Origin of the sequence: Rhodococcus sp. 06-470-2 (assembly GCF_002258235.1) — a bacterium.
Classification (GTDB): Bacteria; Actinomycetota; Actinomycetes; order Mycobacteriales; family Mycobacteriaceae; genus Rhodococcoides.
On sequence record NZ_NOYB01000036.1, the window covers coordinates 25,482 to 49,850 of the forward strand.

At 66.0% G+C, this 24,369-nt stretch carries 26 protein-coding genes; 14 read left to right on the forward strand and 12 right to left on the reverse strand.

What is annotated here, in order from left to right; all coding sequences use genetic code 11:
- The first annotated feature begins 78 nt into the window (after positions 1-78).
- From clpB to pyrE, 5 genes are all read left to right on the forward strand, one after another.
- The gene (clpB, locus tag CH276_RS19340; protein ID WP_094630983.1) at positions 79-2,625 is read left to right on the forward strand and encodes an ATP-dependent chaperone ClpB; all 2,547 of its coding nucleotides are present in this window, start codon (positions 79-81) and stop codon (positions 2,623-2,625) included.
- Between the two features lie 93 nt (positions 2,626-2,718).
- Positions 2,719-3,699 (forward strand): DUF5666 domain-containing protein, encoded by a 981-nt coding sequence (locus tag CH276_RS19345; protein ID WP_094630982.1) that lies wholly within the window; start codon positions 2,719-2,721, stop codon positions 3,697-3,699.
- Positions 3,700-3,784: 85 nt separating this feature from the next.
- A complete protein-coding gene (locus CH276_RS19350) occupies positions 3,785-4,855 on the forward strand; it encodes a hypothetical protein (RefSeq protein ID WP_094630981.1) in 1,071 nt (356 codons plus the stop codon).
- Between the two features lie 58 nt (positions 4,856-4,913).
- Positions 4,914-5,492: a LemA family protein gene (locus CH276_RS19355; protein ID WP_032397164.1), complete on the forward strand. Its 579-nt coding sequence runs from the start codon at positions 4,914-4,916 to the stop codon at positions 5,490-5,492.
- A gap of 103 nt (positions 5,493-5,595) precedes the next feature.
- Entirely contained in the window at positions 5,596-6,144 is a 549-nt protein-coding gene (gene pyrE, locus CH276_RS19360) for an orotate phosphoribosyltransferase (protein WP_032397163.1), read from the forward strand.
- 22 nt (positions 6,145-6,166) lie between these two features.
- On the opposite strand, the gene CH276_RS19365 is transcribed toward pyrE, so the two are convergent.
- The 5 genes from CH276_RS19365 to CH276_RS19385 all read right to left on the reverse strand — a co-directional run bounded on the left by CH276_RS19365 (position 6,167) and on the right by CH276_RS19385 (position 11,225).
- Positions 6,167-6,775, reverse strand: coding sequence for a class F sortase (locus CH276_RS19365; protein ID WP_094630979.1), 609 nt, complete (start codon positions 6,773-6,775; stop codon positions 6,167-6,169).
- On the reverse strand, positions 6,762-8,594 hold the full coding sequence (locus tag CH276_RS19370; protein WP_094630978.1) for a hypothetical protein: 1,833 nt from the start codon (positions 8,592-8,594) through the stop codon (positions 6,762-6,764). Before CH276_RS19370 ends, CH276_RS19365 begins: the two co-directional genes overlap by 14 nt.
- Before the next feature lie 275 nt (positions 8,595-8,869).
- On the reverse strand, positions 8,870-10,096 hold the full coding sequence (locus CH276_RS19375; RefSeq protein ID WP_094630977.1) for an MFS transporter: 1,227 nt from the start codon (positions 10,094-10,096) through the stop codon (positions 8,870-8,872).
- Positions 10,093-10,554 carry a MarR family winged helix-turn-helix transcriptional regulator gene (locus CH276_RS19380; protein ID WP_094630976.1) on the reverse strand — a complete coding sequence of 154 codons (462 nt, stop codon included), beginning with the start codon at positions 10,552-10,554 and terminating at the stop codon, positions 10,093-10,095. Before CH276_RS19380 ends, CH276_RS19375 begins: the two co-directional genes overlap by 4 nt.
- 74 nt (positions 10,555-10,628) lie before the next feature.
- Positions 10,629-11,225 (reverse strand): Rv1733c family protein, encoded by a 597-nt coding sequence (locus CH276_RS19385; protein ID WP_094630975.1) that lies wholly within the window; start codon positions 11,223-11,225, stop codon positions 10,629-10,631.
- Positions 11,226-11,358: 133 nt separating this feature from the next.
- On the opposite strand from CH276_RS19385, the gene CH276_RS19390 reads away from it, so the two are divergent.
- Positions 11,359-11,994, forward strand: coding sequence for a lysoplasmalogenase family protein (locus tag CH276_RS19390; RefSeq protein ID WP_045198660.1), 636 nt, complete (start codon positions 11,359-11,361; stop codon positions 11,992-11,994).
- Here CH276_RS19390 and CH276_RS19395 read toward each other — a convergent pair.
- On the reverse strand, positions 11,965-12,417 hold the full coding sequence (locus tag CH276_RS19395) for a hypothetical protein (RefSeq protein WP_032397157.1): 453 nt from the start codon (positions 12,415-12,417) through the stop codon (positions 11,965-11,967). The two genes, CH276_RS19390 and CH276_RS19395, sit on opposite strands and share 30 nt — an antisense overlap.
- Before the next feature lie 89 nt (positions 12,418-12,506).
- Here CH276_RS19395 and CH276_RS19400 point away from each other — a divergent pair, with 89 nt between their 5' ends.
- From CH276_RS19400 to CH276_RS19415, 4 genes are all read left to right on the forward strand, one after another.
- Positions 12,507-13,295, forward strand: a complete 789-nt coding sequence (locus tag CH276_RS19400; protein ID WP_045200914.1) for an SDR family oxidoreductase — start codon at positions 12,507-12,509, stop codon at positions 13,293-13,295.
- Positions 13,296-13,432: 137 nt separating this feature from the next.
- The gene (locus CH276_RS19405; RefSeq protein WP_176459350.1) at positions 13,433-14,041 is read left to right on the forward strand and encodes a DUF6636 domain-containing protein; all 609 of its coding nucleotides are present in this window, start codon (positions 13,433-13,435) and stop codon (positions 14,039-14,041) included.
- Positions 14,038-14,727, forward strand: coding sequence for a TrmH family RNA methyltransferase (locus CH276_RS19410; RefSeq protein WP_176459340.1), 690 nt, complete (start codon positions 14,038-14,040; stop codon positions 14,725-14,727). Before CH276_RS19405 ends, CH276_RS19410 begins: the two co-directional genes overlap by 4 nt.
- Positions 14,728-14,801: 74 nt before the next feature.
- Positions 14,802-15,938: a glycoside hydrolase family 76 protein gene (locus CH276_RS19415; RefSeq protein WP_094630973.1), complete on the forward strand. Its 1,137-nt coding sequence runs from the start codon at positions 14,802-14,804 to the stop codon at positions 15,936-15,938.
- 31 nt (positions 15,939-15,969) lie between these two features.
- On the opposite strand, the gene CH276_RS19420 is transcribed toward CH276_RS19415, so the two are convergent.
- Both CH276_RS19420 and CH276_RS19425 read right to left on the reverse strand, forming a co-directional pair.
- Complete coding sequence (locus CH276_RS19420) at positions 15,970-16,665, reverse strand: DedA family protein (protein ID WP_094631010.1); 696 nt, start codon at positions 16,663-16,665, stop codon at positions 15,970-15,972.
- A 28-nt stretch (positions 16,666-16,693) separates the two neighbouring features.
- Positions 16,694-17,398 (reverse strand): VTT domain-containing protein, encoded by a 705-nt coding sequence (locus tag CH276_RS19425; protein ID WP_045198665.1) that lies wholly within the window; start codon positions 17,396-17,398, stop codon positions 16,694-16,696.
- A gap of 289 nt (positions 17,399-17,687) precedes the next feature.
- Between CH276_RS19425 and fbaA the strand changes: the two genes are divergently transcribed.
- Positions 17,688-18,728 carry a class II fructose-bisphosphate aldolase gene (gene fbaA / locus CH276_RS19430; protein ID WP_094630972.1) on the forward strand — a complete coding sequence of 347 codons (1,041 nt, stop codon included), beginning with the start codon at positions 17,688-17,690 and terminating at the stop codon, positions 18,726-18,728.
- Positions 18,729-18,812: 84 nt separating this feature from the next.
- Here the strand turns inward: fbaA and CH276_RS19435 are convergent, their stop codons facing one another.
- A complete protein-coding gene (locus tag CH276_RS19435; protein WP_141214753.1) occupies positions 18,813-19,601 on the reverse strand; it encodes an Rv0361 family membrane protein in 789 nt (262 codons plus the stop codon).
- Positions 19,602-19,750: 149 nt separating this feature from the next.
- On the opposite strand from CH276_RS19435, the gene CH276_RS19440 reads away from it, so the two are divergent.
- The 3 genes from CH276_RS19440 to CH276_RS19450 all read left to right on the forward strand — a co-directional run bounded on the left by CH276_RS19440 (position 19,751) and on the right by CH276_RS19450 (position 22,307).
- A complete protein-coding gene (locus CH276_RS19440) occupies positions 19,751-20,167 on the forward strand; it encodes a DUF3151 domain-containing protein (RefSeq protein WP_032397398.1) in 417 nt (138 codons plus the stop codon).
- Positions 20,168-20,231: 64 nt separating this feature from the next.
- Positions 20,232-21,299 (forward strand): FUSC family protein, encoded by a 1,068-nt coding sequence (locus CH276_RS19445; protein WP_094614127.1) that lies wholly within the window; start codon positions 20,232-20,234, stop codon positions 21,297-21,299.
- A gap of 78 nt (positions 21,300-21,377) precedes the next feature.
- Positions 21,378-22,307 carry a cation diffusion facilitator family transporter gene (locus CH276_RS19450; protein ID WP_094630970.1) on the forward strand — a complete coding sequence of 310 codons (930 nt, stop codon included), beginning with the start codon at positions 21,378-21,380 and terminating at the stop codon, positions 22,305-22,307.
- Here the strand turns inward: CH276_RS19450 and CH276_RS19455 are convergent.
- The 3 genes from CH276_RS19455 to CH276_RS19465 form a co-directional block, all read right to left on the reverse strand.
- On the reverse strand, positions 22,297-22,764 hold the full coding sequence (locus CH276_RS19455) for a pyridoxamine 5'-phosphate oxidase family protein (RefSeq protein ID WP_176459341.1): 468 nt from the start codon (positions 22,762-22,764) through the stop codon (positions 22,297-22,299). The two genes, CH276_RS19450 and CH276_RS19455, sit on opposite strands and share 11 nt — an antisense overlap.
- A 118-nt stretch (positions 22,765-22,882) precedes the next feature.
- Positions 22,883-23,656 (reverse strand): site-2 protease family protein, encoded by a 774-nt coding sequence (locus CH276_RS19460; RefSeq protein ID WP_045198668.1) that lies wholly within the window; start codon positions 23,654-23,656, stop codon positions 22,883-22,885.
- Positions 23,653-24,318, reverse strand: coding sequence for a hypothetical protein (locus CH276_RS19465; RefSeq protein WP_032397150.1), 666 nt, complete (start codon positions 24,316-24,318; stop codon positions 23,653-23,655). Before CH276_RS19465 ends, CH276_RS19460 begins: the two co-directional genes overlap by 4 nt.
- Positions 24,319-24,369: the final 51 nt, after the last annotated feature.

Here is a 24,369-nt window from a genome sequence, read left to right on the forward strand (position 1 = left end):
TGAGCGGAACAGACTCAACTTGTCTATGGTTGTACCCAGCGACAGTCACGAAACCCGATCCGAGAAAGAAGGTGACCGGTGGACAGTTTCACTCCCACCACGAAGTCGCAGGCAGCGCTTTCTGCTGCCCTGCAGGCCGCATCCGCGGCCGGTAACCCGGACATTCGTCCGGCACATTTGTTGGTGGCGTTGCTCGATCAGACCGACGGCATCGCCACACCCTTGTTGAAGGCCGTCGGCGTCGACCCTGCAACGGTGCGTCGAGAAGCGCAGAACCTCGTCGAACGCATGCCCTCGGCATCCGGCTCGACCACAACTCCGCAACTCGGCCGTGAAACCCTCGCCGCGATCACCGCAGCGCAGCACCTGGCCACCGAACTCGACGACGAGTTCGTCTCCACCGAGCACCTCATGGTGGGCCTGGCGACCGGCAACGACGACGTAGCCAAGCTTCTGAGCGGCCACGGAGCCGGACCCAACGAATTGCGCGACGCCTTCCAGGCCGTCCGGGGCAGCGCGCGGGTCACCAGCGCAGATCCCGAGAACACCTACCAGGCGCTGGAGAAGTACAGCACCGACCTGACCGCGCTGGCCCGCGAAGGCAAGCTCGATCCCGTCATCGGGCGCGACACCGAGATCAGGCGTGTCGTGCAGGTCCTGTCGCGACGCACCAAGAACAACCCGGTGCTCATCGGCGAGCCAGGCGTCGGCAAGACGGCCATCGTCGAAGGACTCGCCCAACGGGTCGTGGCAGGCGATGTTCCGGAGAGCCTGCGCGGCAAGACCGTCGTCTCCCTCGACCTCGGTTCCATGGTCGCGGGGGCGAAGTTCCGCGGTGAGTTCGAGGAGCGGCTCAAGGCCGTGCTCGACGACATCAAGAACTCCGCGGGCCAGGTCATCACGTTCATCGACGAGCTGCACACCATCGTCGGTGCCGGCGCGACCGGCGAGTCCGCGATGGACGCGGGCAACATGATCAAGCCGATGCTGGCCCGCGGCGAACTGCGTCTGGTCGGTGCGACGACCCTCGAGGAGTACCGCAAGTACATCGAGAAGGACGCTGCCCTCGAACGACGCTTCCAACAGGTCTACGTCGGAGAGCCCTCGGTCGAGGACACCGTCGGAATCCTGCGCGGACTCAAGGAACGCTACGAGGTGCACCACGGCGTCCGGATCACGGACTCCGCCCTGGTCGCTGCGGCAACGCTCAGTGATCGGTACATCACCGCCCGCTTCCTGCCGGACAAGGCCATCGACCTCGTCGACGAGGCCGCGTCGCGGCTGCGCATGGAGATCGACTCGCGCCCCGTCGAGATCGACGAGGTGGAGCGGGCCGTCCGTCGCCTCGAAATCGAGGAGATGGCCCTGGCGAAGGAGACCGACGACGCGTCGAAGGCTCGCCTCGACAAGCTCCGCCAGGAACTGGCCGATCTTCAGGAGAAGCTCGCCGGGCTCAGCACCCGCTGGCAGAACGAGAAGAACGCCATCGACTCGGTGCGAGTCCTGAAGGAGGAGCTCGAGAACCTGCGCGGGGAGTCCGACCGCGCCGAACGCGACGGCGATCTGGGCAAGGCCGCCGAGCTGCGTTACGGACGCATCCCGACGCTCGAGAAGGAGCTCGCCGCCAAGACCGAGGACTCTCCTGCTCAGGGCGAGGTGATGCTCAAGGAGGAAGTGGGACCGGACGACGTCGCCGACGTCGTCGCGGCCTGGACCGGAATTCCGGCCGGCCGGATGCTCGAAGGCGAGACCGCCAAGCTGCTCCGCATGGAGGACGAACTCGGCAAGCGAGTCGTCGGACAGAAGGACGCCGTACAAGCGGTGTCCGACGCGGTCCGGCGCTCCCGTGCCGGGGTGGCCGATCCCAACCGTCCGACGGGATCGTTCCTCTTCCTCGGCCCCACCGGCGTCGGCAAGACCGAGCTGGCGAAGGCGTTGGCGGAGTTCCTGTTCGACGACGAACGGGCCATGGTGCGCATCGACATGAGTGAGTACAGCGAGAAGCATGCCGTCGCTCGGCTCGTCGGTGCACCTCCGGGCTACGTGGGCTACGAGGCCGGCGGACAGTTGACCGAAGCCGTGCGCAGGCGGCCGTACACGGTGGTGCTCTTCGACGAGGTCGAGAAGGCACACCCCGACGTGTTCGACATTCTGCTCGCAGTGCTCGACGAGGGCCGTCTCACCGACGGCCAGGGCCGGACCGTCGACTTCCGCAACACGATCCTGATCCTCACCTCCAACCTCGGTGCCGGCGGTACCAAGGAGCAGGTGATGGACGCGGTGCGGCGTTCGTTCAAGCCCGAGTTCGTCAACCGACTCGACGACGTGGTGGTGTTCGACGCGTTGTCCGAGGATCAGCTCGAGTCGATCGTCGACATCCAGCTCGGCTTCCTGGCCAAGCGTCTGTCGGCTCGTCGCCTGACACTCGAGGTGTCGTCGCCGGCGAAGATGTGGCTCGCGGTGCGCGGCTACGACCCGCTGTACGGTGCGCGTCCACTGCGTCGACTGATCCAGCAGGCCATCGGGGATCAACTGGCGAAGTTGCTGCTCGCCGGTGAAGTCCACGACGGCGATGTGGTGTCGGTCAACGTCAGCCCGGATGGCGAGCACCTGATCCTGGGCTAGCCGCGGTCTTTCCGAACAGGCCCGCACGAGCGCTGCTCGTGCGGGCCTGTTTCGTGCTTCGACCGGGGTGCAGCGGGTGGGTACGCTCGTGGAATGACGAATCCGGACGACCCGCGGTCACCTCGAGAACGCGATCAGGACGCGGCGCGCCAGGCGGAGTCGTCCGAGCCGACCCAGGACGACGGTCGGCCGTACTCCGGAACCCAGCAAAATCCCGACGGCGCTCACCCGACCGAGGCATATCCGACGCAGGCGTATCAGAACCCGGGCTACCAGAATCCGGACCCGCAGGCGTATCCGCCGGGGTATCAGCCGACGCAGGCGTTTCCGCCGTACGACCCCGAGCAGCAGGCTGCGGCGAATCAGGCCTACGGCCAGACCCAGCAGTACGGTCAGGCCCCGGGTTACGGCCAGGCGCCGGGGTACAACACTGCTCAGTACGGGCAACCCCAGCAGTACGGGCAGGCTCCGGGCTACGACACTGCGCAGTACGGCCACACTCAGCAGTTCGGCCACACTCAGCAGTTCGGACAGCCGCCGGAGTACGGTGCCCCACCTCCCACCGAAGGACCGAACGACGCCGATTCCGGCAGCAAGGGGCCCCGACCGTGGGTTCTGGCGCTCATCGGACTCGTCGTTCTCGCCATCGTCGTGGTGTTCGGCATTTCCTTCCTGAGCGGGGGATCGGACGAGCCCGAGACCACGGCGACTGCGCCGTCGACCTCGATCCGGCCGCCCACCTCGACTGCGCCCACGACCACGCCGCAGCCCACCGAATCGGGCACGGCCACCACACCCGAGCTGATCCCGGGGGGAATTCCCGAGATTCTCGGCCAGCTCGGCTCGTCGGTGGGAACGATCACCGCCAACGACGGCTCGACTCTGACGCTCGACGGTCTCGACGGGGCCCCGGTCACGGTGCAGACCACACCCCAGACCCAGATAATCTCGTTGTCCGGTAGCGATCTGGCGTCGCTGACCGTCGGTGCATTCGTCGTGGTGCAGGGCGAGGCCGTCGAGGACGGAACGATTCGCGCGAACGTCATCATCGAAACGCCGAGTCTGGGTGGTTAGGCAACCCGCGTCGCAGTAGGGACGGTTCACAGGCCCCGGCGGTGGTGGGCGGCGAAGGTGTCGATGTCGATTAAGGTGGTTCGCGATGACGGCAATGTGGTTCGGCCTTGCGGCAATTGCACTGATGGGTGCAGTGGCCCTGCTCTACATCGACAGGTCCAAGCGAGATCGGTCCGGACGTGTACGGCAGATGTGGGCCAAGGCTCAGGGATACGAGTACCGACCGCACGATCGAGAACTGGTCACGCGGTTCTCGCGCGCTGCCCTGTCCAAGCCGGAGTTCGACGTGGCTCTCGGAGTGGTGACCGGCGTTCGACGCGGTGAGGAGTTCGTTCTCTTCGACGTCGAGGAGACAGGCACGATCGTGGCCGTGCAACGCTCGGTCGGTTCGGATGTCGACATCGATCTTCGGCCGCGCTCGACGCCACCGCCGCGCGACGAGGACATGGAACTGCTCGGTTCCATCGGTCCACGCGTGGTGTTCGCAACCGACGTCGACATCGCTCGGCGTGTCTGCGACCAGCGGATGGCAGCGTTCACCGAGTCCATCCCGGAGAATCTGCAGCTGCTGTGGAGCGAGAAGGACTGGACGCTCGGGTCACTGCCGCTCGGCAGTGTCGGTCGCGATTGGGATGCCGCGATCGACGCGGTCGCGAGACTGTCGGGCATGTTGCACGTGCTGCCGCCGGTTCGCGGAAGCGCGGTCTACGGCGCTCGCCCCGGTGATGATCGGAGTGATCCCGGTAGGCCGTCGGTGCACGAGGCACCCACGCAGCAAGCACCCGTGGCAAACAATCCTCGGCCTCGCGTGGCCGAACCCCGTATTCAGGCGGTTCGACGCCCGGAGCTGCCCGTCGCCGAGCCCAGAACCCCTGCACCCAACACGCCTGAGCCGAGGGTTCGGCCTCCTCGCGCCGCCGAGCCCCGTGTCCAGGAACCGCGTATCCAGGAACCCCGTGTTCAGGAACCTCGTGTTCAGGAACCGCGTGTGCAGGAGCCGCGTCCGCAGGAGCCGGGGCGCAGGCCGCGTCCGCCGAGGCCCGATGCTGCCGGTCCGCAGGCCGCAAGTAGGGCGAATCCGTCGCGTCCGGTGCCACGTCCGCCCGTCTCGCGTCCGATTCCGTTCGACTCGGACCGCCGACGCAATCAGCCGTGATCGAAGTTCGGGCGTGTTTACGGGCGCAGACGCGCTTACGCGGCTAAATTCGTACCTCGTGACGGTTTCTTCGGGTGTTGTCGTGGCAGTCCTGGTCCTCATTGTCGTGGTCGGTTACGTGGTGGTCGCGGTGCGTCGACTCGGTCGATACAGCGATCAGACGGAGCAGAGTCTGCGGCTGGTCGATGTCGAGCTCGATCGGCGTCACGAGCAGTTGGGCCCGTTCCTCGCCGCCGCGGAGGCCACCGGGCTGTCCGCTGATCTGCTGCGTCAGCTCGGCGGTGCACGTTCGTGGTCCAAGGCCGTGCGCGATCGCAGCCTGGGTCTGCAGGCGCAGGCCGCCGCCGAGAACGCCCTGTCCGCCGCGTTTCACGCCGTGCTCGCCGATGCCGATGCGCGTCGGAACGCGTTGGGCAATTGGTCGTTTCAAGGCCCGGCCGGTGAACTGAACGTCACCGAGCGCCGTATCGCAGGCGCGGTGCGGGTGTACAACGACAACGCGTATCGGTTGTCGCAGGCGATCGGCACGTTCCCGTCCTCGCTCGTCGCCAGGGCTCGTTCGTTGACCGCACCGGAACCGTTCGTGGAGACCAAGGAACTGCTCGACGAGCAGCAGTCGGCCGAGATCGCTGCCTAGTGGCAGAACGATCAGCGGAGCCGGCGGGAGCGCCTGCGCGGGTCGGTGGGTAAGTTCGTACCGACCTATCGAAGATCCGTGGTGCGACGAGAGGAATCCGAACATGGCCGACAGTGCCGCGAATTCGGACCGGCAGGAACTGGCCGATTTGGTGAAAGAGCTTGCCGTCGTGCATGGGAAGGTGACGTTGTCGTCGGGCAAGGAAGCCGACTACTACGTCGATCTTCGTCGCGCGACTCTGCATCATCGGGCAGGCGCGCTGATCGGTTCGTTGATGCGTGATCTGGTTGCCGACTGGGATTTCGTGTCGGTCGGCGGTCTGACGATGGGTGCAGATCCGGTGGCGATGTCGATCATGCATGCGCAGGGGCGTCCGATCGATGCGTTCGTGGTGCGCAAGGCCGCGAAGGCGCACGGCATGCAGCGTCGGATCGAGGGTCCGGACATCGTCGGCAAACGTGTTCTGGTGGTGGAGGATACGACGACCACCGGAAATTCTCCGCTCACTGCCGTGCAGGCTCTGCGGGACGCGGGAGCGACGGTCGTCGGCGTGGCCACGGTGGTCGATCGGGCGACCGGGGCGGACGAGGTCATCGCCGCAGAGGGGCTCGAATATCGATCCCTCCTCGGCCTGGCGGACCTCGGCCTGTAGCCCCTGGCTTCGAAGGGGCTTGTCAGCGAACGAGTTGCGCGACGACGACGAAGTTGTCGTCGGTGGGTTCGCCGCCCTGGACGTCGCAGTTGGCGAGGATCAATCGTCCCGGTACCGAGCGTCGGAGTTCGTTGTCCGCGAGCAGAGATCCCTTCGGTAGAGGGCCGACCGATTCGACCGCGTACTGCAAGGTGCCGCTCGGGGTGCGCAACACGACGGTGTCGCCCGGGGTCACCACCCGCAACGCCTTGAACGGGGCGTCACGCTTCGAATAGTTATGTCCGGCAACCACTACCGTTTGTTCGGTCGAGGTTCCCGGCATTCCGCTCTCGGCCCACCACGCGGGCAGTTCGTCGACCGGGTTCAGCACCTGGCCACTGTCGCCGCCGCGGTAGAGCGGGTCGGGATGGATCGGGCTGCTCAGGTAGGTCGTGCCGTCCGAGGATCGGAGTTCGATGTGTTCCGGCTGAGCGGGAGCGACGTCGCTCGCCGGTGCAGCCACCGAGATCTGTGACTGCACGGGCGAGCGATCGGGTGCGGCGATCCCGACTTCGTCACTCGCACAACCTGATACGAGTAGAGCGAGGGTCAGGATCGCCGTCCACAGCCAGCGGGTTCTACGAGGTGGCATCGGTGGAGCTGCGGCGACGCAGGTAGAACGCTCCGCCTGCTGCCGCGACCACGACCACGCCGACTCCGGCCAGGATCACCGGGGTGTTGGACGAGCTGTCCGACCCGCCCGATGCCTCGTCGGGGGAATCGCCGAGAGCGAGATCGACCGGCGGCAGATCGCCGGCAACGCTGACGACACCGTTCTCGTCGGTGGTGAAGTAGTCCGCGACGGTGAACGATCCGTCCTCGTTCCTGACACCGACCAGTGACACTCCGGTCTCGTCGACGACGACGGTGTTCTCGTCGATCTCGGTGACCGGAACGTTCTCGCGGACAACATTTCCGAGGTTGATCGTCCACTCGAATTTCGGTCCGCTGGCAGCCAGTTCGGCTGCTGCGGCCTTCAGATCGGCCTCGGCCTTGGCCTTCGCGTCGGCATCGGCCTTGGCGGCATCGACGTCGGCCTGTACGGCTGCCAGTGCGTCCGCGGCCTCCGTCGCCTTGGCCTTGGCTGCCGCGGCTGCCTCGGTCTTGGCTGCCAGATCTGCATCGGCGGCGACAACCGCGGCGTCGGCGTCCAGAACTGCCTGCGCGGCGTCGTCGGCCGTCTTCTGCAGTGCCGCGATGTCGGCGTCCGACGGGGCGGCGTCGAGTGCGGCCTGGGCTGCGGTTGCTGCCTCTGCCTTGGCGTCGGCGTCGGCCTTGGCCGCATCGGCTGCTGTTCGGGCGTCGGCTGCAGCCTTCTGCGATTCGGTCTCCTCGCCTGCGGCAGCCTCGGCTGCGGCTTCGAGGTTCTTGGCGTTCTGCTCGGCCATCGCGGCCACCGCAGCTGCGGTCTGAGCCTCGATGTGCAAGGCCAGCGACTTGGCCGCGGTGGCAGCTGCGGCCCTGGTGGCGGCAGCGACCTTGGCGAGGTTGAAGTTCTTGAACGAGTCCTGCAGTGCCTGGAGGGAGTCCTCGACGGCCTTGGTCGACGCATCGGCCTCGACCTTGGCGCTGGCGGCGAGCTCGGCCTTCGCGTTCGCGTCGGCGCGGGCGGCCGCAGCTGCGGCGGTGGCTTCGGGGTCGCCCGATACCGCTGCGGCTTCGAGCTCGACAGCCAGATCCTCCGCCGTCTTCGCGTCGGCTGCGGCCTGGTCCGCTGCCGCCTTGGCCTCGTCGGCCGCGGTCTCGAGCTCGGCAGCGTCCTTCTTGGCTGCGGTGACCGCAGCACTCGCGGCCTCGCTTTGGACCTTGGCCGATGCGGCGGCCGTGACGGCAGCCTTGGCCTTGACGTCGGCCTCGGCTGCAGCGACCTCGGCCTTGGTGGCGTCGCTACTCGCGGCGGTGTCGGCGGCCTTGGCGGTCTCGAGGCGCACCTGAGCGGCGGCAGATGCTTCGGCGGCAAGCTTGCTGGCCGCTTCGGCGTCGGCGATCGCCTGCCTCTCCGCGTCGGACAGCTGCGGGATGACGTCGAGGTTGACCGTCGCGGTGCCGTCGTCGTTGAAGACGACGCCGCCGGTGACCTGGGGCAGCGGGCGGATGGTCGACGGTAGCTCGGGGGCCGGGACGGCTGCGGCCGCTGCGGCTGCGGCGTCTTCCGGGGTGACGGCCGGAGCAGGTGCTTCGATCTGCGCGTCGACGGTGGCGGATCCTTCGACCGCTGCGCCCTCCTCGGTGGTGGGAGCTCCGGATTCGGTGCCGCCCTCGGTGGCCGGCTGCTCGACTGCGGAGCTTTCGGGTGTCTGATCCTGCGCACTGGCAATTCCCGGTGCAGCGATGGAGAGGGACAGTGACATGGCGGCCCCGGCAGCGGCGAGGCGCGCCCTCTTGGACCTGGCGATCGACTTCTGCGACATGGAGATTGTGGCCCTTCGGTCAGTGGCAGCAGAGTGCTGCGCGCACCCGCCCTCCCACGCGGAACGGGTGTAGTTGGTGAGTCACACGAACAACCGTGTTGACGTGACCGTAAACCAACCGGCCGGTCTCGGGAACCGTTCAAGCCTTTACCTGAGAATTGGTTATGAAAGTGTTACTGATGGGACTCATGTGACGAGTGAGAATTGCGAAAGCCAACGGCGGTCGAGATCCGAAGATCTCGACCGCCGCGAAAACCTGTTCAGGTGAAGGTATTTCAGTCGCCGACCGTCACGGCCCGGGCCTCGTCGATGCTGTGAGGTGCGGGTTCGTGGTCGTCGACATGAGCGAGCACCTTCCGGCCGGTCGCCAGGACCACGATGGCGAGAGCGGTGCAGGCGGCACCCACCCAGAACGGGACGTGCATGTTCGACTCGCCCAATTTGCCGGCCAGGTAAGGAGCCGCGGCCCCGCCGGTGAAGCGAACGAAACTGTAGGCCGCCGACGCCGTCGAGCGCTCGACCGGTGCCGAGATCATCACGGTCTCGGTGATCAGCGTGTTGTTGACGCCGAGGAACAGCCCGGCCACGACGGTTCCCACGATGAGGACGATCTTGTTCTCGGTGAACATCGCCATGGCGGCCAGGTCGAGGGCGAACAGCAGCAACGCGAGCATCATCATGTTCAGCGTTCCGAAGGCCCGCTGCAGTTTCGGTGCCACGAACACCGATGCGATCGCCAGGCACAGGCCCCAGCCGAAGAAGATGAAGCCGATGGAGTACGTGCCCATGTCCAACGGGAAAGGGGTGTAGGCGAGGAGGGTGAAGAATCCGTAGTTGTAGAGCAGCGCGGTGATGCCGACGGTGAGCAGGCCGCGGTGACGAAGCGCGCGGAACGGGTCGAGGATCGAGGTGGTGTGCGCGGGCTTCGGGGTGTCCGGCAGCATGACGACGAGCAGGATGAACGCGACGGCCATCAGTGCGGCAACGCCGAAGAACGGTCCGCGCCAGCTGAACCCGCCGAGAACGCCACCGACGAGGGGTCCGGTGGCGATACCGATACCCAGAGCGGCCTCGTAGAGGATGATCGCGCGAGCGACACCTCCCGATGCGGCACCGACGATGGTCGAGAGCGCCGTCGCGATGAACAGGGCATTGCCCAGTCCCCAGCCTGCGCGGAAACCGATGATCTCGCCGACCGATCCGGACGTGCCCGCCAGTGCCGCGAAGACGACGATGATCGCCAGTCCGGCCAGCAGGGTGCGCTTGGGTCCGAAGCGGCTCGACACGACCCCGGTGATAAGCATCGCGAATCCGGTCACGAGCATGTAGCTGGTGAACAGCAACGACACCTGAGACGGCGAGGCATCGAGTTGTTCACCGATGGGCTTGAGGATGGGATCGACGAGGCCGATGCCCATGAAGGCGATGACGCTGGCGAACGCGACGGCCCACACCGCTCGCGGTTGCTTCAGCAGGCTGTCGGGGGAGGTGCTGGTGGTCACGAAGAGGTTCCTCTCATTCCGCGATCGACGGGCTCGAGGATGCTGCGAAGCTCGCTCAGTCCGTCGGTCAGTTTCTGGATCTGTTCCGGGTCGCGGTCGGACAGGTACGGCACCAGTCCGTCGACGATGTGGCGTCGACTCGCGGCGAGCCATCGGTGGCCGTCGTCGGTCATCTCGATGAGGACGGCACGGGAATCGTCGGGATCGGCGGTTCGGGTGACGAGGCCGCGCTTGCTCAGCTTGGCGAGCAAGGCCGTCGCCGACGGTTGGGAGCAGCGGTCCAGCTCGGCGAACGTGCTGATGCGCAGGGGCTGATATTCCTCGAGTAACGACAGTGCCCGCATCCACGCTCTCGGCCATTCGTCGCTGCCGAACCGTGCGGCCAATCGGACGAAACGTGACGAGCTGGTGACCAATTGCGACAGAAGGTCCCGGATGTCTGCGTCGGAGTGACTCACCGATTTATTGTTACATACACTAACTATCTAATGCAACGGCGCAGGTGACCTGCGGAAGGGCACCGGGGGTCGCGTCAGTACTGGCGGAGGAGAGCGGCGATGTCGCGGTCCCACTCGGCGTCCCGATGACCGTCGTAGCGAAAGCGCATCAGGTGATGGAAGCCGATGAGAATCGATGCCACGAGCACCCAGCTACCGATGGTGTTGAAGATCGACGCGGCCACGACGTCCGACGAGGTCAGTGGCCGCATGCTCGGGTTGCCGCTGTCGTCGACCCAGATCTGCGTGGTGGTGCCGACGGGTGATCCGGTGTCCACGCTGACGCGTCCGGTGTGCTCGACGCCTCGGTAGACCCACCGTGAGTCGACGGCGGTCGCCGCTGCGCCGGACGCGCCGAATTCGGTCGATGCGACGGGTGTGGATTCGGCGGCGGCGGTGGTGGTCGCGGTGACCTGGTGAATCGAGGTCTTCTGGTCCTCGAGTCGCTGTTGTTGATCGGTGTGGGCGGCGGCACCGATCCACAGCGACACCGGAACCATGAGGATCAGCAGTGCGGTCACCCAGTGCTTGATGCGAGCCTGGCGAACGTCACAGTCGCGGAGCAACGGGTTGGGGTGGCCTGCGAACGCGGAGCGGCCCGAACTGTCCTGCCCGGTGAGTTTGCGGCGCATGCTGGTCCCCACTGCCTCGAAATGATCCGACCGACCTTTCCACGATGGCGACGCAACCTGCGAGTATCAAGCGATAGGGGTCAGCGTCACATGTGATGCTCACTGTGACGAGATGTTCGGGTGGAGGTCTGCGATGGTTGTCGGTCGGGTTCGGCGGGCTCGTGCGGCCGCGCTGATAGCAGGTGCGGTGACCGTGGTCGGTGCCTGGACGGGGTCGATACCGTTGCAGCGCATGGCCAAGCCTCTGATAGTCCCGGCCCTGGCGAGCGGCCTCGATCCGGGCCGAGATCGGGTGCTCACGGCTGGTCTCGCGGCCGCAACGATCGGCGACGTTCTACTGATCGACCCGGACGACGACTCCGCTCTGGAATGGGGTGCGCGTGCGTTCGCCGTGATGCAGGGCAGTTATACGTATCTGCTGTACCGCAAGGGTGCGCGTCCGGCACTGATCGACGCCGTTCCGCGGTACGCCGGATGGGCGGCCGCGGCGACGCTACTGGCCAGGCGACAGCCCGCGGTGGCGTCGACCCTGATCGCGTACGGTGCGGTGCTCGCGACCACGTCGACCCTGTCTGCTCGTTCTGTCTCCCGCGGCGGCGATCGACGGCTGATGATCGGCGGTGCCTTGTTCACTGCATCCGACGCACTGATCGTCTTCCGCCGACTGTTCCTGACCGAGGATCGTCAGCGGCGGACCGCGGAGGCCATAGTCCTGTCGACCTACGTCGCGGCGCAGGTCCTACTCGTCGAAGCCCTCGCTTCGGGGTAGCAGCAGCACTCGCTCGCGGTGGGCGGGGTCGACGCGAACGGCGATGACGGTGCCCGGCTCGAACCGCGAGGTGTCCGAGCGGGGGACGTCGTAGACGATCTTGCCGAAGTAGCTGCTCGAGCCGGGCACGGTGAATTCGAGGTCCAACTCGGCGGTGTTCTCGTCGATGCGACGGATCGCATCGACCGTCGCCCATCCTTCGACGCCGTGTTCGATCAGTTCCTTCTGCTCACGCGTCGGTCGTCCCGCGAGCATCATGGCCAGGCCGAGGGCCGCGCCGAATCCGGCGACCAGGGCCGCCAGCTGGTACGGAAGCGTCCCGGGCGGGGTTCGCTTCATCAGCCAGCCGATCCAGATCGCCAGCACGATGGCGTATCCGATCGTCACGACGACGACTGCTCGCACGATTCTCGCGTTGTTCACTTCGGTGCTCCTGGGTCGCCGGAGGCGACTGTTCGATATTCGACGATAGGGGGTTACCGGTAAGTAGGGTTACATGTACGGTGATCGATGTGACTCGACCAACTGTCTTCATCTCAGGCGCAGCTGCCGGTATCGGCCGCGCGACGGCTCTCAAGTTCGCGGCCAACGGCTACCTCGTCGGTGCATACGACATCGACGAGACCGGCTTGGCCTCGCTCGGCAAGGAAGCTGCCTCGCTCAGCGGCCGCGTCGTCACCGGCATCTTGGATGTAACCAACTCCGACCAGTGGGAAACCCGGCTGAAGGAGTTCGTCACCGAGGGTGACGGTCGACTCGACATTCTGATCAACAACGCCGGAATTCTCGCCGCGGGTGCCTTCGAGGACATGCCGCTGTCGGTGCATCGTCGTCAGATCGACATCAACTTCAACGGGGTCATCTATGGCACCCTCGCGGCCTTCCCGTACCTCAAGGACACCGCAGGCGCGCAGGTCGTCAACCTGTGTTCCGCGTCGGCCATCTACGGTCAGCCCGAGTTGGTGACCTACGGCGCGACCAAGTTCGCGGTGCGCGGCGTCACCGAGGCGTTGGATCTCGAGTGGAGCAAGTACGACATCTCGGTCAAGGCCATGTGGCCGCTGTTCGTCCAAACGGCGATGACGCAGGGCGTGTCGACGGGCACCACGAGCTCGTTGGGTATCAAGCTCACCGTCAAGGACGTGTCCGACGCGATCTTCGACGCGACTCGTCCGGTGAAGCGTCGGTTGCACAAGGTGCATTTCCCGGTCGGCCTGCCGTCCAAGGCACTCTCGCTCGGCTCGCGCTTCTCGCCCGCATGGCTCACTCGCGAGGTCAACCGGCGTCTGAGCCACACCTAGATCTCCTCGCCGGACGATGCCGGCACTGCGCCGGTATCGTCGGTCTTTCGAGCAGTCGATGTCGAAAGGTGGGTCGGGGTTTCTTCATGCCGATTACGTGGGGTGCGAGCGGGCAGCGATCGAGCAGAGCACGGCAAATGGGTTGGGCACGAGCCTGGTTGGTGGGAATCGGAGCCTGTACGGCGCTCGTTCTCGCCGGCTGCAGCAGTGAGTCCGCTGCCCAGCCTCCACCGCCTGCGTCGACCACGACTCCGGTGCCGACGACGACGCAGACCACCACCACTCCTGCGCCCGTGACGACCACGGAAGTGCCACTGCCGCCGCCCCCGCCTCCGGTGGAGCCGCCGCCCACCGCGGAACCGCAGACGACGTACGCCGCCATCGGCGGTGCGTACTACTTCAGTTCCCCCGACGGTCTGTTCCAGTGCGGGATCGTGCCGCTCTCCAGTCGTGTCGAGGCCGGGTGTCAGGGCACCACCACCCCGGTGCCGCCGCGGCCCGAGGACTGCATGATCAACTGGGGCAACGGTATTCGAGTCACCAACGACGGCCCGGCGGCGTTCATGTGCTCCGGCGGCGTGGTCTATACCTCGGGTGGGGAAACGATCGACCCACCGCTGGCGGTCGGAGCGAGCATCTCCGAGAACGGATTCACCTGCACGTCCGCCGAGAACGGCATCTCGTGCGTCGACGATGCGACCGGACACGGCTTCCGCATCGCACCGGACAGCAACGAAGTCTATTGAGCGAGAACACGATCGGCAACGAATCGTCGTCGGACGATGCCGGCCCCACCGAGTGGGGTGAGAACCCGAACGGCGTCGGACCGTGGTTCGACACGCACACCGAACCGCCACCCGACGATCCGCGATTGGACCCGGACCTGCTCGCGGGCGGAGATCGCCGCAACGTGGTCGACGCCTACCGCTACTGGCGACGCGAGGCGATCGTCGCCGACATCGACACCCGACGGCATTCGCTGCACGTCGCCATCGAGAACTTCACCAACGACGCGAACATCGGGACGGTGGTGCGCACCGCGAACGCCTTCGCCGCGCAGGCGGTCCACATCGTCGGACGTCGTCGGTGGAACCGTCGCGGTGCCATGGTCACCGACCGCTACCAGCACATCCATCACCACGACTCGGTGGAGGCGCTGATGGCGTTCGCAGCCGAGCAGGGCCTCGTGGTCGTGGCCGTCGACAACACCCCTGGGTCGGTACCGATCGAGACCGCGGAGTTGCCGCGTCACTGTCTGCTGCTCTTCGGTCAGGAGGGACCGGGTGTCACCGACAGTGCCCGCGAATCGGCTTCGATGACGGTATCGATCGCGCAATTCGGTTCCACGCGCAGCATCAATGCAGGTGTTGCCGCCGGGATTGCCATGCACTCGTGGATTCGGCGGCACGCGGATCTCGATGCAGCGTGGTGAGTCGCAGCGCTGTCCGAGGGGGTTTCCGGGGCGGGATGTAACGAATCGGCAACGGTAGTGGCAGGATTGCGGCTATGCAGGAGTTGTGGTCGCAGCGTGCGGACGCTGCGGAGGGGGCCGTCGTCGCGCGGCACATGCGTCGGCTGTGGGGGCTGCCGGGCACGACGTTGGGAGTCGTCGCCTGGCCACCGGCGCGTTCGGAACGGATGTTCCTGCGTTGGCACTACTGGTGGCAGGCCCACCTGCTCGATTGCGCGGTCGACGCCGCCGATCGCGATCTCACCGCCAAGCGCCGTCGGCGATTGAACAAGATCACCCGAGCGCACCGAACCCGCAACGTCAGCGGGTGGACCAACAACTACTACGACGACATGGCGTGGCTCGGGTTGGCGCTCGAACGCGCGCAGCGGCAGCATTTCGTCGGCAATCGCGGTGGCATCCAGCAGATCGAGATGGAATTGTTCGACGCCTGGGCTCCGGCAGAGGGCGGCGGCATTCCGTGGCGCAAGAAGTCGGACTTCTACAACGCACCCGCCAACGGCCCGGCCGCGATCCTGCTGGCCCGCACCGGTCGGCTGTGGCGTGCCCAGGAGATGGCCGATTGGATGGACCGCACCCTCAAGGACCCGCGTACGGGGCTCGTTCTGGACGGAATGCATTCCACTCGTGCACTCGTCGACGCCGGCAAGACCGGCGAGATGGAACGCGCCGTGTACAGCTACTGCCAGGGCGTCACGCTGGGCCTCGAGACCGAACTCGCTGTCCGACTCGGAGAACCCCGGCACGCCGAGCGAGTCCATGCCCTGGTCGACGCCGTCGACAACCACCTGACCCGCAACCTCGTCGTCACCGGCGGCGGTGGGGGAGACGGCGGCCTGTTCAACCCGATCCTCGCGCGCTACCTGGCGATGGTCGCGGTGGAGCTACCCGGAGACTCGGACGCCGACGACCGGGCACGCGAACTCGCTGCGGCGATCGTGCTGAACTCGGCCGAGTCGGCGTGGGAGAACCGTCTCGAAGTGGAAGACAATCCACTGTTCGGAGCCGACTGGACCCGCGAAGCCCGCTTCCCGGGGCAAGGCCTGCACATCGCCACCTTCGCCGAGGGCACGGTCCGACCGTCCGATGTGCCCGAACGGGATTTCTCGGTGCAGCTCGGCGGCTGGATGCTGATGGAAGCGGCCTACCGAGTCTCGGCTGCGGGTTTCTAGAACACCTCGTCGGGGCGGACCGACGCAGACCCTATTCGACGACCTCTTCGACCTCGATGGTCTCTTCGGGCCGTGCCATTTCCTTGCGGTACTGCCAGATACCGAGACCGGTTCCGACGACGAGCAGCACCACCATGCCGATGAGGACGGCGGGCATCAGCCAGGGGATGCCCTCGATGAACGACCCGAAGTAGAACCCGATCAGCAGCAGCACCGGAGCCCAGACGATGGCACCGAGAGTGCTGGCGATCGTGTACTTGCGGTGATCCATCTTCGCAGCACCTGCGACCAGCGGGCACAGGGTGCGGACCCAGGGGATCCACCGCGCGACCAGCACCGCCCAGAAACCGTGCTTCTCGAGCAGAAGATTGACCTTGTGCAGGTTCTTGGTGTTGAGATACTTGCCGTTCTTGCGGGCCACCAGAGTCGAGCCGGTGCGGTGGCCGATCGAATAGCCCACCTGGTTGCCTGCGATGGCGGCGACCATCGCACCGAGCGACAGCGCCCAGATGTGACCGGTGCCCGACGCGTGGGTCGCCATCACGATTCCTGCCGTGATCAACATCGAGTCTCCGGGCAGGAACAACCCGATGATCACTGCGCATTCGATGAACACGAAGGTCATCACGACGATCCACACGACGAGTGGGCCCGCTGTCTCCAACGGACCGAAACTGCCGGCGGCCTGGACGGACTCGGTCGACAGCGCAGTGGTAATCGACGACATGGACTCGATCACTTTCGGAAGATCTCGATCAGGACTTGGTGTCCGGGGCGTCGGCCTCGATCACGTCGGCCGCCTCCCCGAGCGGGGTCTTGCGGGCCTTGATCATGCGCTTGCCGACCTCGGCGACGATGGGGAGGACGGAAACGGCGACGATGATCAGGAAGATGATGTCGACGTGCTCGCGGATGAACGCGATCTGCCCGAGCAGGTACCCCAGCACCGTCACGCCCGCGCCCCAGAGGACGCCGCCGACGACGTTGTAGGTGAGGAACAGCGAGTACTTCATGTGCGACGCACCGGCGACGACCGGTGCGAACGTACGCACGATCGGTACGAAGCGCGCCAGGATGATGGTGATCGGGCCGTGCTTCTCGAAGAACAGGTGCGACTCGTCGATGTACTTCTTCTTGAAGAATCGCGAATCGTTGCTCTTGAACAGGGCCGCGCCACCCTTGGTGCCGATGAGATAGCCGACCTGGTCGCCGAGGATGGCCGCGATCGGGATCAGAACGACGAGGGTCCAGATGGACGCGAACGGCTCGATCTCGGTGGACTTCGACGCGGCGATCAACCCGGCCGTGAAGAGGAGGGAATCACCTGGGAGCAGCGGAAACAGCAGCCCGGACTCGATGAAGACCACCAGCAGCAGCCCGATCAACACCCAGTGCCCGAAGGAGTTGAGCAGGTTCACCGGGTCGAGAAAGCCCGGCAACAGGGCCAGGTTCGTCGTCATCGTTTCCGAGGCAGCTAGGAGACTCACCGCGCCCACACTACCGGCCGAAACTGGTAAGTCCTGAACAGATGGTGTCGCTCTGCTGTGAACGTGATGGCTTGTTCGGCACCGTCGACGGGCCGTCGCTCCCGGCCGACGTCAGCGGGAGTGGAGCCTGCGGAATGACCGGAGGGGTGCGGGAGTGGAGCCTGCGGAATGACCGGATGGGTGCGGGTACGCACGACACCGGGCCGGGAGGTTGCCATACTGCACTGGACACAACCGAACTTTTCTATGGAGGAATGACGCCGTGCCTATCGCAACTCCCGAGGTCTACGCCGAGATGCTGGGCCGGGCGAAGGAACACAAGTTCGCCTTTCCGGCAATCAACTGTGTGGGTTCCGAGTCCATCAACGCCGCCATCAAGGGATTCGCCGACGCGGGTAGCGACGGCATCATCCAGTTCTCGACCGGCGGAGCCGAGTTCGGCTCCGGGCTCGGTATCAAGGACATGGTCGTCGGTGCCGTGGCGCTCGCCGAGTTCGCGCATGTGATCGCGGCCAAGTACGACGTCACCATCGCTCTGCACACCGACCACTGCCCCAAGGACAAGCTGGACACGTACGTTCGTCCGCTGATCGCGATCTCGCAGGAGCGCGTCGACGCAGGCAAGAACCCGCTGTTCCAGTCGCACATGTGGGACGGCTCGGCCATCCCGATCGACGAGAACCTCGAGATCGCCAAGGATCTGCTGGCCCGCGCTGCGGCTGCGAACATCATTCTCGAGGTCGAGATCGGTGTCGTCGGCGGCGAGGAAGACGGCGTCGAGGCCGAGATCAACGACAAGCTCTACACCTCGAACGAGGACTTCCTCAAGACGGTCGAGGCCCTGGGCGCAGGCGACGCGGGCTCGCGCTACCTGCTGGCGGCGACCTTCGGCAACGTGCACGGCGTGTACAAGCCGGGCAACGTCAAGCTCAAGCCGTCGGTGCTGGCAGACGGTCAGCGGGTCGCGTCGGAGAAGCTCGGTCTGGCATCGGGATCCAAGCCCTTCGATTTCGTCTTCCACGGTGGATCGGGTTCGGCGAAGAGCGAGATCGAAGAGGCGCTCGAGTACGGCGTGGTGAAGATGAACGTCGACACCGACACCCAGTACGCGTTCAGCCGTCCCATCGCCGGACACTTCTTCTCCAACTACGACGGTGTGCTCAAGGTCGACGGCGAGGTCGGCAACAAGAAGGCCTACGACCCGCGCAGCTACCTCAAGAAGGCCGAGGCCGGTATGGCGGCCCGTGTCGTCGAGGCCTGCAACGACCTCAAGTCCGCCGGTCGCAGCGTCAGCGCCGGCTGATCCCCGTGAGCGGAACTTCGTAGCAGGCTACGAGGTAGGAGTGGAGCCTGCGGAACGACCCGCAGGCTCCGCCGCTCACGTCGGTCAGTTGCACACCTTCCACTGGTCGCCGTCGAGTCGCAGGTCGAAGGTGCGCGGGGAGCGATCGTTCGGGTTCGCGTCGGTGTGCGCGATCACCTGAGCGATCGCGGTGTCGTCGTCACCGACCTGGATGGCGTCGATGCTGTCGACGGTGGGGATGTTGCCCTGCGCGAGCGAGACGCGATGGACGTCGGCGAATTCCGCGTCGGGGATGTCTCGGTAGAACGTCGCCAGGTCACCGCACGAGGTGCTGCGCAGTGTGGCGAGGTCGCCGACGGCCAAGGCTCTGGTGAACGACTCGACGGTCGTCCTGATCCGGGCCTCCGGGGAGTCGTCGACGCTCGGGCGGTCGATCAGCAGGTATGCACCGGCGGCCACTGCCCCGATCACGACAACTGCGGCCACCAGCGCCGCCCACCACTTCTTGTGACTCGGTGTGCCGGGTTCCGTCGGGTCGGGTCCGATGCGCTGGGGACCGACCTGCTTCGACCCTGGTTTCTGCGGTTCGATCCTTCTCGGCCCGACTGGTTGTGGCACGGTGGCGGGTGATTTCTTCTCAACCGCAACATCTTTGGTCCGATTCTCGGACGGGTTTCGGGGCGGGATACGACGCGGGGCCGCGGTCGGCTTTGCGACGGGCTTCGATTCCGCTGCGGCCGGTTCCTCGGCCGGAGCAGTGGCGATCTTCTCGGTGGCTGCGTCGGCCGGCTCGTCGACCTTCTTCTTGCGGAGATCGATCTTCTCGGTGGCTGCGTCGGCCTCGGAGGGTGCCTTCTTCTTCTCGTCCGGCATGCGTTCTCCCTCGTTCACCGAATCCTGCGAGAACTCACGTGTTCTCGATTTCGTCAGCTGGCAGCCTATCGACCGTGTCGGGCGCTCGGCGCGAGCGCCACCGGGGGTGTTCGGACACGATTCGGTGACGTAGGGGCACAATGAGCGCCATGACTTCTTTCGGTGATCTGCTCGGACCCCAACCCACACTGTTGCCCGGCGACGACGAGGCCGAATCCGCGCTGCTGAACCACGAGGCACCCGAGACCGTCGCGGCGGCGCATCCGACGGCGTCCATCGCGTGGGCCTACCTGGCCGAGGCGGCGCTCGAGTCGGGAGCCACCATCACGGCGTACGCCTACGCTCGTACCGGCTACCACCGAGGTCTTGACCAGTTGCGTCGTAATGGATGGAAGGGATTCGGGCCGGTCCCGTACAGCCATGAGCCCAACCGAGGATTCCTCCGATGCGTCGCAGTCCTCGCCAAAGCGGCCCGCGACATCAACGAGCACGACGAGTACGCCCGCTGCCTCGACCTCCTCGAAGACTGTGACCCCAAGGCAGCAGAAGCGCTCGGCCTGGGCTGATCGGGCTCGCGCCAGCCGGGCGCGGGGTCGAACCCGGCTGAAGTCGGGCAGTGCTCGGCTGAAGTTGTCGCTGCTACCGATCATTCAGTGCGCGTTGGCTGCGGGAGTGGCGTGGTTCGTGGCGACGGACATCGTCGGTCACGAGAGCCCGTTCTTCGCACCCATCGCCGCTGTCGTCTCGCTCGGCGTCTCGCTCGGTGCTCGCCTGCGCCGATCGGCCGAGCTCGTCGTCGGAGTGACGGTGGGCATCGGCATCGGAGATCTGCTCATCTCGCTGATCGGTAGCGGGCCGTGGCAGATCGCTCTGGTCGTGGTGCTGGCGATGTCGGCAGCGGTGTTCCTCGACGGCGGGCCGATCATCGCGATGCAGGCCGGATCGTCCGCGGTGCTGGTGGCCACGCTCATCCCGCCCGGCAACATGGGTGGCCCCAACCGCATGGTCGACGCGTTGGTCGGTGGTCTGGTGGGCATCGCGATCGTGGCGTTGATCCCGACGCACCCGGTGTGGCGGGCCCGCAAGGATGCGGCGAGTGTGTTGGCCACGGCTGCGAGTGTGTTGCAGAAGGTGGCCGACGGCTTGGTGGCGAACGATCCCAAGCCGATCGAGGAGGCGCTGCGTAAGGCGCGTGCGACGCAGTCGGGTATCGATGCTCTGCGAACCGATCTCAAGGGCGGCCGGGAGATCGCGCGAATCTCGCCGATGTACTGGAATCACCGCAACCGTCTGGCGTCGCTGGCGGCGACGGCCGATCCCATCGACAACGCCGTCCGCAACATTCGGGTGCTCGCGCGACGGTCGCTGACGCTGGTGCGCGACGACGAGATCCTCGATCCGCGCGTCGTCGACGAAGTGGAGAAATTGGCGCATGCGGTGGAGGTCCTGCGGCAGATGATCCTTGCCGATCCGGGTCAGAAGCCGGATGCGGCAGAGGCTGCACGAGTGTTGCGGTCGGTTGCGGCCGGTGCGAAACCGGAGTTGATCTCGAACGCCGGTCTGTCGGCAACGGTGGTCCTGGCGCAGTTGCGGTCGATCATCGTCGACCTGCTGCAGGTTGCCGGGCTCAAGCGTATCTCTGCGTTGGCGACGCTTCCGCCGACGGTGAAGCACCCGCACGTCCCTCCGGAGTTGTGACCCGAGGACACCATTGCATATATGCGTATGTACGCATATGGTGACTCCCGGAAGTCGATGCAGTCACGAGGGGGAGTCATGGGCGCGGGTCACGGGCACAGCCACGGCGTGGGCGGACACACGCCTGCGGGTGCGGGGCCACCCAGGTCCCGCGTTCGCAAGATGATCGTCGCCCTCGCGATCCTGGTGGTGTTTCTCGTCGTCGAGGCGACCGTCGCCGTGGCGATCGGCTCGCTCGGCCTGCTCGCCGATGCGGGCCACATGCTCACCGATGTGCTCGGCATGACGATGGGCTTGATCGCACTCGTGCTCGCCCGCAAGGGAAGTGCTGCAGCGGCAAGGACTTTCGGCTGGCATCGGGCGGAAGTGTTGACCGCCATCGCCAATGCCGTTCTGCTGCTCGGTGTTGCGGCGTTCATCATGTACGAGGCGGTCTCGCGCATCGGCGACGCTCCCGAAATCCCCGGTGTTCCGTTGATTCTCACTGCGACAGCCGGTCTCGCGGCCAATATCGTCGTCATGCTGCTCATTCGCGGCGACGCCAAGGATTCCCTGGCCGTCCGCGGTGCGTACATGGAGGTTCTGGCCGATGCGGTCGGCAGCGTCGGGGTGCTCGTCGCCGGCGTGCTGATGGTCGTGTTCGGGTGGACCTGGGCAGACATCGTCGTCGGTGTCCTGATCTCCCTGTGGGTGATCCCGCGCGCGATCAAGCTCGCCGGCTCGGCACTGCGCATTCTCACCCAGGCCAGTCCGGGGCACGTCGACGTCGACGCATTGACCGGCGACCTGAGCGCGCTGCCGGGCGTGACGGGGGTTCACGACCTGCACGTGTGGACGCTGACCACCGGAATGGACGTGGCCACAGTGCATCTCGAGTGCGAGGGGTCGTCGTCGATGGTGCTCGATCGCGCCCGGTCGTTGCTGTCCGCCTACGGTCTCGACCACGCCACGGTCCAGGTCGAACCTACCGCGCACGGCCGGACCTGCAAGGAAGAGCTCACCTGGTGACGGTGTGCACCTCGGAGCCGGGACGCCACACGTCGATCTGCATGTGATCGTCCACCAGTGACGTCAGGACGACCTCGGTGATGTCGAGGTCGAACACGTGGTACGGCACCAGTTCACCCGGTGTGGCGTCGAATATCGGTTGCAGCACAGCAGGATCGGTGATCTCGACGGCACGGCCGCCGATCTTCGCGTCCCCGCCCTCCATCGAATGGTGACCCGGATTGCTGTGCAGCGCGAACCGTCCGTCGCGCTGCAGATCTCGTGCTTTGACTGCCCCCAGCATCGAACCGAGGCGCAGCACACCGCTGTCGGCGAACTCGACCTCGGTGCCGCTCACGCGCGGTGAGCCGTCCGCCCGAAGTGTGGCGAGTACGTGGTGTTTGTGGGCGGTGAACCTGGCCTGCACTGCCGAGGCCAGGTTCGGGGCGGCTGTCGAGAAGTCGTTCCACGTCGTCATGGGGGAATTATGCGACCCGCCACCGACCGAATCGGGAATTGCTGCACACAACTTCTCGAAAGCGACGGAAATCCCGTCGGTCACGGTCGGTGTCGTGCAGTCCTTCCCGGCGCTCGGGTCACAGCCAGAATCGCATCAGGTAGTTTCCGTTGCCTGCGAAGAACTCGGGAACACCGGACAGCCCGAACAGGGTGTAGATCGCCCCGAAGAAGGCGGAATTGACCGCGGGCACGAACAGCAACGCGACGAGAACGAGGATTCCGTAACCCTTGAACTGGTTCAGCGAGGCGCGGGTGGCGGGTGAGAGCGAGGGTTCGAGTGCGGCGTATCCGTCGAGTCCGGGCACCGGAATCAGGTTCAGGATCGTGGCCATGATCTGCAGGAACGCCAGGAAGCTGAGCCCGTACCAGAAGGCCTGATGGGTGCCGTCGGTGCCGAACATCCGAATGACGATCAGAAGGACCACGGCGACAACGGCGTTGGCGAACGGTCCGGCGAGAGCGATGCGCCGCTGAGTCGACGCCGAGAATCGGTCGGTTCGCAGGTACACGGCACCGCCCGGAAGCCCGATTCCGCCGATCGCGATGAACAGCACCGGCAGCACGATCGAAAGCAACGGGTGGGTGTACTTGAGCGGGTTGAGCGTCAGATAGCCGCGGAGTTCGACTTCGCGGTCGCCGGCCCGAAATGCGGTGTACGCGTGCCCGAATTCGTGCAGGCACACCGAGGCGATCCACCCGGCGAGCACCAGCACGAACACCCCGAGTCGGGCGGTGAGAGAGGTGACGTCCTCCGCTGTCCACGCCAGCGCGCCGCCCACTCCTGCGACGGCGAGAACGGCCACGAACACCGGGCTCGGCAGAACGGGACTGCGGCGCACCGGAACGGTCATCGGACCAGCAACCACTCTTCGTGGTGACGGTAGAACGTCGACCGCTTGACTGTTCTGTCGCCGGCGATGCCGTCGCGCATCAGGTCTGCGGCGGGGGAGCCGAGCTGCATCGCGCGTCCGCTCACCCAGCGGCGCGGCAGCAGTCGTCGACGGCTGATCACCCGCGCACGAAGGCCCGGTAGCTCCGGGGTCGGTGCCACCTCGACGCCGGGAACGACTCCGGAGAACAACCGAGTGTCGTCGACGTACGCCTCGCCTTCGAGGTCCGCGCCGCCACCGCCGCCGAGCAGAGCCCGCCCGACAACGGCCTTGCCCGCGTCGTCGCGGATGAGGGGCGTGCTCGACGCCGTACCGGTCAGTGCCACCTTGGCCGCGCGCGATCCGGTGCCGAGCTTGTAGATGTGGGCGGCGTTGGTCGCGGTATCGGGCACGAACGCGACCTCGATGTGGAGGCGTTCGGTGCGCATCAACCTGGTCAGGACGGCGGCCAGCGAGGCGTCGTCGCCCAACACGATGATGCGCGGTGCGGGGGCCGATTCGATGTCGGCGAACAGTGCGTTGCAGTCGTCGTCGGTAGGCACGGCATCGGCGTTGCGCAATGGGACGTCGGTCAGCGTGATCGGCAACGGCGGGTTTCCGCAGTGCAGAACGAACGGTGTCACGGCGCTCCTAGATCATCGGTGAACCCTCGAACGACCATAGTGCCCTCGTTT